This is a genomic window from Streptomyces sp. NPDC001450 (assembly GCF_053597295.1).
Genome location: NZ_JBSFHY010000091.1, coordinates 1 through 10,470 on the forward strand (window position 1 = coordinate 1; position 10,470 = coordinate 10,470).

The 10,470-nt window shown below is 75.3% G+C and carries 2 protein-coding genes; both read left to right on the forward strand.

Annotated elements, in window-relative coordinates; genetic code table 11:
* Window positions 1-75 precede the first annotated feature (75 nt).
* The gene (locus tag ACWC5O_RS44475; RefSeq protein ID WP_450781291.1) at window positions 76-5,511 is read left to right on the forward strand and encodes a type I polyketide synthase; all 5,436 of its coding nucleotides are present in this window, start codon (window positions 76-78) and stop codon (window positions 5,509-5,511) included.
* Between the two features lie 89 nt (window positions 5,512-5,600).
* On the forward strand, window positions 5,601-10,470 hold a 4,870-nt coding region (locus ACWC5O_RS44480; protein WP_450781293.1), incomplete at its 3' end, for a type I polyketide synthase.

The following is a 10,470-nucleotide window of genomic DNA, read 5'->3' on the forward strand; positions in this document are numbered from 1 at the left end:
TTCGCCGCCACTCGCCGCTCCTCCGGTCTCCCCGCGACCTCCCTGGCCTGGGGACCGTGGGCACCCGGCGCCGGCATGACCGCCGAACTGACCGAGGCGGACCTGCGACGCATGGCACGCGGCGGCATGCTCCCGCTCGCCGTGGAACAGGGCCTCGGTGCCATGGACGCGGCGTGGCGCCGGACCGAGCCGGTCCTCGTCCCCATCGCGCTCGACCGTCGAGTGCTGCGGGACCGGCAGGCGGTCGCGGCGCTGCCCGCCATGCTGCGCGGCCTCGCCGCCGCCCCGGCGCGACGCACGGCGTCCGCGGCCGATGACGGCGGTGCGGGAGAGAGCTTCCGGGCCCGGCTCGCGGCGCTTGCGCACGCCGAGCGGGTGACGGCCGTCCTGGACCTCGTACGCACCCAGACCGCGATGGTGCTGGGACACGCGAGCCCGGACACCGTGGAGGCCACCCGGGACTTCCGTGGCCTCGGCGTCGACTCGCTGACCGCCGTGGAACTGCGCAACCGCCTCAACGCGGCGACTGGTCTGCGGCTGCCGGCGACCCTGGTGTTCGACTATCCGTCGCCGCAGGCGCTCGCCCGTTATATCGGCGCCGGACTCCTCGACAACGCCGAGCCCGCGGCCGGTACCGCGCCCGCGACCGGCACCACGGGCCCGGCCGTCCGTACCGTGGAACAGGCCGGCGACGACGCGCGGATCGCGATCGTGGGGATCGGCTGCCGATTCCCCGGCGGTGTGCGCGGTCCGGAGGAGTTCTGGCAGCTGCTGGCCGACGGGGTGGACGCGATCGGCGCGCCGCCCGCGGACCGCGGCTGGCAGGCGGACGGGGTCGAGGGCGGATTCCTCTACGACGCCGCCGACTTCGACGCGGACTTCTTCGGGATCTCGCCGCGTGAGGCCCTCGCGATGGACCCGCAGCAGCGGCTGCTGCTGGAGATCTCCTGGGAGGCGCTGGAGCGGGCCGCGATCGACCCGCGCGCCCTGCACGGTTCCCGCACCGGCGTGTTCGTCGGCACCAACTACCAGGGCTACGGCTCGGCGGCGCACGCCGCCCCCGAGGACGCGCAGGGCCAGCTGCTGACCGGGCACGCCGCGAGCGTGGCCTCCGGCCGGGTCGCCTATGTGCTGGGGCTGGAGGGGCCGGCGGTCACGGTGGACACCGCCTGCTCGTCCTCCCTCGTGGCGCTGCACTGGGCGGCACAGTCGCTGCGGTCCGGCGAGTGCGATCTGGCGCTGGCCGGCGGTGTGACGGTGATGGCGACGCCGGGCGCGTTCGCCGAGTTCGACCGGCAGGGCGGTCTCGCCGGTGACAACCGGTGCAAGGCCTTCTCGGACGACGCCGACGGCACGGGCTGGGGCGAGGGTGCGGGCATCCTGCTGCTGGAGCGGCTCTCCGACGCCCGCCGCAACGGGCACCCGGTGCTCGCCGTCGTCCGGGGCAGTGCCGTCAACTCCGACGGCGCCAGCAACGGTCTGACCGCCCCCAACGGACCCTCGCAGCAGCGGGTCATCCGGGCCGCGCTGGCGGCGGGCGGGCTCACCCCGGCCGACGTGGACGCGGTCGAGGCGCACGGAACGGGCACCAAGCTCGGCGACCCGATCGAGGCTCAGGCACTGCTCGCCACGTACGGGCAGGACCGTGATCGGCCGCTGTGGCTCGGATCGGTGAAGTCCAACATCGGGCACACCCAGGCCGCCGCCGGTGTCGCCGGTGTCATCAAGACGCTACTGGCGATGCGGCACGGGACGCTGCCGCGCACCCTGCACGTCAACCGGCCGACCACCCACGTCGACTGGACGGCGGGCCGGATCGAGCTGCTGGCCGAGGCGGAGCCCTGGCCGCGGACGGGACGGCCGCGGCGCGCGGCGGTGTCGTCGTTCGGCATCAGCGGCACCAACGCCCATGTCGTCCTGGAGGAGGGCACGGACGACCGGGCTCCGGTGGAGCCGCAGGCCGCGGGGCCGGTCGCCTGGCCGGTGAGCGGACGATCGGCCGCCGCGCTGCGCGGGCAGGCCGAACGGTTGCGCGCACGGTTGACGCTCCGTCCGGACTCGGCCCCCGCCGACGTGGCGCACTCCCTGGCCACCGGACGCGCGGTGTTCGAGCACCGGGCCGTGGTGGTCGCCGAGGACCGGGAGGAACTCCTCGCCGGGCTGGCCGCGCTCGGCCGTGGTGAGGACTCCGCCGCTGTGGTGCGCGGCCGTACCGGGCCGTCGGGCCGAACGGCGTTCCTGTTCAGCGGGCAGGGTTCGCAGCGGCCCGGCACGGGCCGGGAACTCCTCGGCCGGTTCCCGGTGTACGCCGACGCCTTCCGCCGCGTCTGCGACGCCTTCGCCCCGCACCTCGAAGTGCCGCTGGCCGATGTCGTACTGGCCGAGGAGGGCACGGAGCGGGCCGGGCTGCTGGACCGTACCGCCTACACCCAGCCCGCGCTGTTCGCCGTACATGTGGCGTTGTACGAGCTGGTGCGCTCGTGGGGGGTCGCGCCGGACGCGCTGATGGGACACTCCATCGGCGAACTCTCCGCCGCGCACGTCTCGGGTGTGCTGTCGCTGCCTGACGCGTGCGCGCTGGTCGCTGCCCGTGGACGGCTGATGGAGGCCCTGCCCGAGGGCGGTGCGATGGCCGCCGTGCAGGCGTCCGAGGACGAGGTGCTGCCCCTGCTGAACGAAAGGGCCGGCCTCGCCGCCGTCAACGGGCCGGCCGCGGTGGTGGTCTCCGGTGACGAGGACGCCGTGTCGGACATCGCCGGGTATTTCGCCGCACTGGGTCGAAAGACTAGGCGTTTGCGGGTCAGTCATGCGTTTCACTCGGCGCATATGGACGCGATGCTTGCGGAGTTCGAAGAGGTCGCGCGTGGCGTGCGGTACGCGGCGCCCGCGATCCCGATCGTCTCCAACGTGACGGGGAACCGGGCCACGGAGGCCGAACTGACCTCACCCGAGCACTGGGTGCGGCACGTGCGGCAGACCGTGCGCTTCGCCGACGGCGTACGCCGCCTCCAGGAGGACGGCGTCGGCACCTTCGTGGAACTCGGTCCGGACGGCTCGCTGACCGCGATGACCCTCGACACCCTGGAGCAGTCCGCGGACCACGGCCCGGAGCGGCCGGCTGAGCCCGCCGTCGCCGTACCCGTGCTGCGCCGGGGACGCCCCGAGCCGGTCGCCGCCCTGCTGGCCGCCGCGGCCCTGCACGTGCGCGGACTCGCCGCCGCGCCGACCGGGCTGACCGGTGCGGCCCGTACGGTGGAGCTGCCGACGTACGCCTTCCAGCGCAGCCGCTACTGGCTGGAGGCGGCCGAGCCCGCCGGCACCGAACCGCCGGGCGACGGCGACCGCGTCGACGAAGAGTTCTGGGCCGCCGTCGAGCGCGGCGACCTCGGCGAGCTGACCGAACGCCCCGACCTCGGCGACGACACCCCCCTCAGCGAACTGCTGCCCGCACTGTCCTCCTGGCGGCGCCGGCGCCGTGCGCGTTCCGCGCTCGACTCCTCGGCCTACACGGTGGCCTGGCGGCCGGTGCCGGACGGCCCGTCGCCGGTGCTGTCGGGCACCTGGCTGCTGGCGCTGCCCGCCTCCCGGGCCGACGATCCCTGGACGGACACGCTCGCCGAGGGCCTGACCGCGCACGGCGCGCACGTCGTGCCGCTCGTCGTGGACTGCGTCCTCACCGACCGGGCCGCGCTCGGCGAACAACTGCGCAGACTCCCCGAACGGGACGCCGTACAGGGGGTGTTGTCTCTGCTGGCAATCGACGAGGAGCCCACGGCCGCCGGTCCGGACGCAGCCGGCGTCCCCGACCGTGCCGCCACCCCCGCCGGTCTGGCGGCGCTGCTCGCCCTGACCCAGGCGCTCGGCGACCTGGAGATCGGGGCCCCGCTGTGGTGCGCCACCGTCGGCGCGGTCGCCGCCACCGAACGGGAGAGCGTCATCTCCCCGGCACAAGCCGCCGCCTGGGGCCTCGGCCGGGTCGCCGCGCTCGAACAGCCGCAGCGCTGGGGCGGTCTCGTCGACCTCCCCGCCGAGCTCGACGGCCGGAGTGCCGAACGGCTCGCGGCACTGCTGTCCGGGGCCACGGGTGAGGACCAGACCGCCGTACGGGCCTCCGGGGTCTTCGCCCGCCGCCTGGTGCACGCCAGGCCGTCAGGGGCCGAAGCGGCCGAGTGGAACTGCGCGGGCGAGACCGTGCTGATCACCGGTGGCACCGGTGCGCTCGGTGTCAGGGTCGCCCGCCGGCTGGCCGAGCGCGGCGCCCGGCACCTGGTGCTGGTCGGCCGCCGTGGCCCGGACGCCGAGGGAGCCGAGGCCCTGCGGGCCGAACTGGCGGCCTTGGGCGTGGAGGTGACACTGGCCGCCTGCGACACCGCCGACGCCGACGCCCTGGCCGCACTGCTGGCCGAGCACCCGGTCGACGCCGTGGTGCACGCCGCCGGTGTACTGGACGACGGCCTGCTTCAGTCGCTGACCCCCGAGCGTCTGGAGGCGGTGCTGCGGCCGAAGCTGGCCGCCGCCCGCAACCTCGACCGGCTCAGCCGGGACCGCGAACTGTCGGCGTTCGTCCTCTTCTCGTCGTTCGCCGGCACGGTCGGCTCGGCGGGCCAGGGCAACTACGCCGCCGCCAACGCCTACCTCGACGCGCTCGCCGCCCGGCGCCGCGCCGAGGGACTGCCCGCAACCTCCGTGGCCTGGGGCCCTTGGGCCGGCGGCGGGATGGCTGCCGGCGGCCCCGAGGCCGAGGCACGGCTGCGGGGCGGCGGTGTCGTACCGCTCGACCCGGAGGCGGCGCTCGCCGCCCTCGACCGGGCGGTGGCCCGAACGGACGCCGGCCTGACCGTCGCCGAACTGGACTGGGACCGCTTCGTGCCCGGCTTCACCGCCGTACGGCCCGCTCCGCTGCTCGCCGAACTGCCCGAAGCCCAGGCGCTGTTGCGGCAGGCGGCGGCGCAGGACGGCGATGCCGAGGCGGCGGGCGGTGCACTGCGCACCCGGCTCGCCGGGCTGGGCGAGGCCGAGCAGGAGCGGCTGCTGATCCAGCTGGTCCGCGGTCATGTCGCCACCGTGCTCGGGCACGGCTCCGCCGACGCGGTCGAGGCGGACCGCGCCTTCAACGAACTCGGTTTCGACTCGCTGATGGCGGTGGAGCTGCGCAACCGGCTCGGGGTGGCGGCCGGACTCCAGTTGCCCGCCACCCTCCTGTTCGACCAGCCCACGCCGCGTGTCCTCGCCCGCCATCTGCGGTCGTTGACCGTGACGGAGGGCGGCGGCGCGCCCGCGCTGGACGCCCTTGACCAGCTGGAGGCCGTTCTGGCCAGGCTCGCCGAGGACGACGCGCAGCGCGGTCGGATCGCCTCCCGTCTGCTGGCGCTCGCCTCCCGCTGGAGCGGCCAGGGCGAACCGCCGGCCGAGCGGACGGACGAGGGCGGCGGGGACCTCCAGGACCGGATCGAATCCGCCGGTGCCGAGGAGATCTTCGCCCTCATCGACAACGACCTCGGCATCTCATGACCGGCAGGACGACCACGGCATCCCATGACCGGCAGAACGACCACGGCCACCGCCGGGCCCGACACGACCTCCAAGGTGGGTGAGTACGCGTGAACGAGCAGGAAAAGCTCCTCAGCTACCTCAAGAAGGTCACCGGCGACCTGCACGAGACCCGCAAGCGGCTGCGCGAGGCGGAGTCCGCGTCCCGGGAACCGGTCGCCATCGTCGCGATGAGCTGCCGCTTCCCCGGCGGCGCCGACTCGCCCGAGGAACTGTGGCGGCTGCTCGGCTCCGGCGGTGACGCCGTCGGCGAGTGGCCCACCGACCGGGGCTGGAACCTCGCCGACCACTACGACCCCGAACCGGGCCGCCCCGGAAAGACGTACAGCACCTCCGGCGGCGCCCTGGCCGGTGCCGGAGACTTCGACGCGTCCTTCTTCGGCATCTCGCCGCGCGAGGCGATGGCGATGGACCCGCAGCAGCGGCTGCTCCTGGAGATCTCCTGGGAGGCGTTCGAACGGGCCGGTATCGACCCGACCACCCTGCGGGGCTCCCGCACCGGTGTCTTCGCCGGCACCAACGGCCAGGACTACCCGGCGCTGCTGCTGGCCTCGCAGGAGAGCCTGGAAGGGCACGTCGGCACCGGCAACGCCGCCAGCGTCGTCTCCGGCCGCGTCTCCTACACGCTGGGCCTGGAGGGCCCCGCCGTCACCGTCGACACCGCCTGCTCCTCGTCCCTGGTAGCCCTGCACCTGGCCGTACGGGCGCTGCGCGCGAGGGAGTGCGACCTGGCGCTCGCCGGTGGTGTCACCGTGCTGTCGACACCCGGCCTCTTCCTGGAGTTCAGCAGGCAGCGGGGCCTCGCCCCCGACGGCCGGTGCAAGGCGTTCGCCGAGGCCGCCGACGGCACCGGCTGGGCCGAGGGCGCCGGCATGCTGCTGGTGGAACGGCTGGCCGACGCCCGCCGCCTCGGGCACCCGGTGCTCGCCGTGGTCCGCGGCAGCGCTGTCAACCAGGACGGCGCCTCCAACGGCCTGACCGCCCCCAACGGCCCCTCCCAGCAGCGGGTCATCTGGCAGGCCCTCGCCGACGCCCAGCTGTCCACCGCCGACGTCGACGCGGTGGAGGCGCACGGCACCGGTACGACGCTGGGCGACCCGATCGAGGCCCAGGCACTCCTCGCCACCTACGGGCAGGACCGCGAACAGCCGCTGTGGCTGGGCTCCGTGAAGTCCAACATCGGGCACACGCAGGCGGCCGCCGGGGTCGCCGGCGTCATGAAGATGGTGCTGGCCATGCGGCACGGCGTGCTGCCCCGCACCCTCCACGTCGACCGGCCCACCAGCCATGTCGACTGGACGGCGGGCCGCGTCGAGCTGCTCACCGAGGCCCGGCCCTGGCCGGCCGGCGACCGGCCGCGCGTGGCGGGTGTCTCCTCCTTCGGCGTGAGCGGCACCAACGCCCACGTCATCCTCGAACAGCCCGCCCCCGAACCGTCCGTAATCGAATCGGCCGCCCAGCCCGAGCCCATCGAGCAGCCCGCCCGGCCACCGCGCAGCACGCTGCCGTACGTCGTCTCCGGGCGCAGCGCCGCCGCGCTGCGCGCCCAGGCCGCCGCGCTGCACGCCCGGCTGCGTGCCGACGAGGCGGCCGCCCCGCACGACGTGGCCTGGTCGCTGGCCGCCGCCCGGTCCGCCTTCGAACACCGCGCGGTGCTCCTCGCCGACGACGGCGCCGAGCTGCTGCGGGGCCTTGAGTCCCTGGCGGCGGGCACCCCGGCGGCCGGGCTCGTCCAGGGCGTGGCCGACGTGGACGGCCGTACCGTCTTCGTCTTCCCCGGCCAGGGCCCCCAGTGGCCCGGCATGGCCACCGAACTCCTCGACACCGACCCGGAGTTCCGCGAGCACTTCACCGCGTGCGCGGCCGCGGTCGAGCAGTACGTCGACTGGTCCGCCGAAGCGGTCCTGCGCGGCGGCGACGGGGCTCCCACCCTCGACCGCGTGGACGTCGTCCAGCCTCTGTTGTTCGTGACGATGGTGTCGCTTGCCCGGCTGTGGCAGTCCCGTGGAGTGCGCCCCGACGCCGTCCTCGGCCACAGCCAGGGCGAGATCGCCGCCGCCTGCGTCGCCGGGGGCCTGACCCTGGACGACGCCGCACGTGTGGTCGTGCTGCGCAGCAGGGCCATCACCGCGCTCGCCGGACGCGGCGGCATGGCCTCCGTGCTGCTGCCCGTCACCGAGGTCGAGGAACGGCTGGCGCGCTGGGAAGGGCGGCTCTCGGTCGCCGCCGTCAACGGACCCGCCTCCGTGGTCGTCTCGGGCGACGCCGACGCCGTACGCGACCTGGTCGCCGATCTCACCGCCGCCGGCGCACAGGCCCGGCAGATCCCCGTCGACTACGCCTCCCACTCCGCCCAGGTCGAGGAGATACGCGACCGGCTCCTCGCCGATCTCGCCCCCGTGCGGCCGCGCAGCGCCGCCGTGCCGTTCTTCTCCACCGTCACCTGCGACTGGCTGGACACCGAACGCCTCGACGCCGCCTACTGGTACGACAATCTGCGCCGCACCGTTCGTTTCGCCGACGCCGTACGCGCCCTGGCCGCACAGGACTTCCGCGCCTTCGTCGAATCCAGCCCGCACCCCGTGCTCACCGCCGCCGTACGCGACACCCTCGACGAGGACGGCCGCACCGGAACCGTCGTCTCCGGCACGCTGCGCCGCGGCGAAGGCGGACCGCGCCGATTCCTCGCCTCCCTGGCCGAGCTGAGCGTCCGCGGCGCCGCCCCCGTCGACTGGACGGCCCTCGTCGGCACCGGCACCCGCATCGACCTGCCCACGTACGCCTTCCAGCGCCGCACCTACTGGCCCACGCCCGCCCGGCCGGCCGGGCGGGCCGCGACGGCCACCGGCACCGACCTCGACGCCCGTTTCTGGGAGTCCGTCGAGAACGGCGAGACCGGCCCGCTGGCCGCCGCCCTCCACCTGGACCAGGACACCCTCTCCACGGTCCTGCCCGCCCTGAGCGACTACCGCAGACGCAGCCGGGACAACGCCGTCGTCGACGCCTGGCGCTACCGCGTCACCTGGAAATCCCTGCCCGCCACTCCGGTGCCCGTGCTGCGCGGCAGCTGGCTCGTCGCCCTGCCCGCCGCCCACCAGGACCCGGGCCACCCCGGCCACGCCCTCACCACCGCCGTCGTCGACGCCCTCGCCCGCGCGGGCGCCGACCCGGTCACGGTCGCGGTCGCCCCGCACGACGACCGTGAGCGCATCGCCGGACTCCTCCGCGCCACCGGACAGGACCGGCCCCGGGCCGTACTGTCACTGCTCGCCCTCGACGAGGAGGAACACGACGGCCTGCCCGGCCTGCCCCGTGGCTTCGCGGCCACCGTCTCCCTCGTCCAGGCGCTCGACGACCTCGGCCAGGAGGCACCGGTCTGGTTCGCCACCCGGGGCGCCGTCGCCACCGGCGCGACCGAGACCGTCGACGCCCCGCAACAGGCCCTCGTCTGGGGCTTCGGCCGGGTCGTCGCCCTCGAACAGCCCCAGCGCTGGGGAGGCCTGCTCGACCTGCCCGCAACCCTCGGCCCTGCCGCCGCCGAACGGCTCACCGCCGCCCTCGCCGGCGTCGGCCAGGAGGACCAGCTCGCCGTCCGCGACACAGGCCTGCTCGCCCGGCGCCTCAACCGCGCCGCGACGGGCGGACTGGGCGCGCGCCGCGACTGGACCCCCACCGGGACCGTCCTCGTCACCGGCGGCACCGGCGCCCTCGGCCGCCAGGTCGCCCGCGGACTCGCCCGCCAGGGCGCCCCCGGCCTGCTCCTGGTCAGCCGCTCCGGGGCCGACGCCCCCGGAGCGGCCGAACTCCGCGCCGAGCTCACCGAACTCGGCGCCGGCCACGTCGAGATCGCCGCCTGCGACATCGCCGACCGAGACCAGCTCGCCGCCCTGCTGGCCGCCGTCCCGGACGAACGGCCGCTGACCGCCGTCTTCCACACCGCCGCCGTGCTGCGCGACGGCGTGATCACCACCCTCACCCCGGACCGGCTCGCCGAGGTCCTGCGCGTCAAGGTCGGCGGCGCCCGCAACCTCGACGCCCTCACCGCCGGCCTCGACCTGTCCGCGTTCGTCCTCTTCTCCTCCACCGCAGGTACGATCGGCGCCCCCGGCCACGCCAACTACGCCCCCGGCAACGCCCTCCTGGACGCTCTCGCCCAGCAGCGTCGCTCCCGTGGCCTGCCCGCCACCGCCATCGCCTGGGGGCCCTGGGCCGACGGCGGAATGGCGGAGGGCTCCGTGGGCGAACGCCTCCAGCGGCACGGCGTGCGCCCCATGAACCCCGACCTCGCCCTCGGCGCCCTGCAGCAGGCACTCGACCACGACGACACCACGCTCGCCGTCACCGACATCGACTGGGACCTGTTCGCCCACGCCTACACCACGGCCCGGCCACGTCCCTTCCTCGACGACCTGCCCGACGCCCGGCGCGCCCTGGTCGCCCGCCGCGCCCCGGACCACGACCCCCGGCACGCCACCCACGGCGACACGCCCGACACGGGCGACCTGACCAGGCAGCTCGCCGCACTCGCCGAACCCGAACAGCGAGCCGCCCTCGAGGAACTCGTCCGCGCCCATGTCGCGGTCGTCCTCAACCACAGCGGCCCGCAGGACGTCGAACCCACCCGTTCCTTCCGCGAGCTCGGCTTCGACTCCCTCACCGCCGTGGAACTCCGCAACGGCCTCAGCGGCGCCCTCGGCCGCCCCCTGCCCGCCACCCTCGTCTTCGACTACCCCACCCCGACCGTCCTCGCCGAACACCTCCGCGCCGCCCTCGCTCCGGCCACCGCCGACACCCCGGCCGCCGCGCTGCCCGCGCTGCGCGCCACCGCCGACGATCCGATCGTCATCACCGCGATGAGCTGCCGCTTCCCCGGTGGTGCCGACACCCCCGAGGAGTTCTGGCGGCTGCTCGCGGACGGCA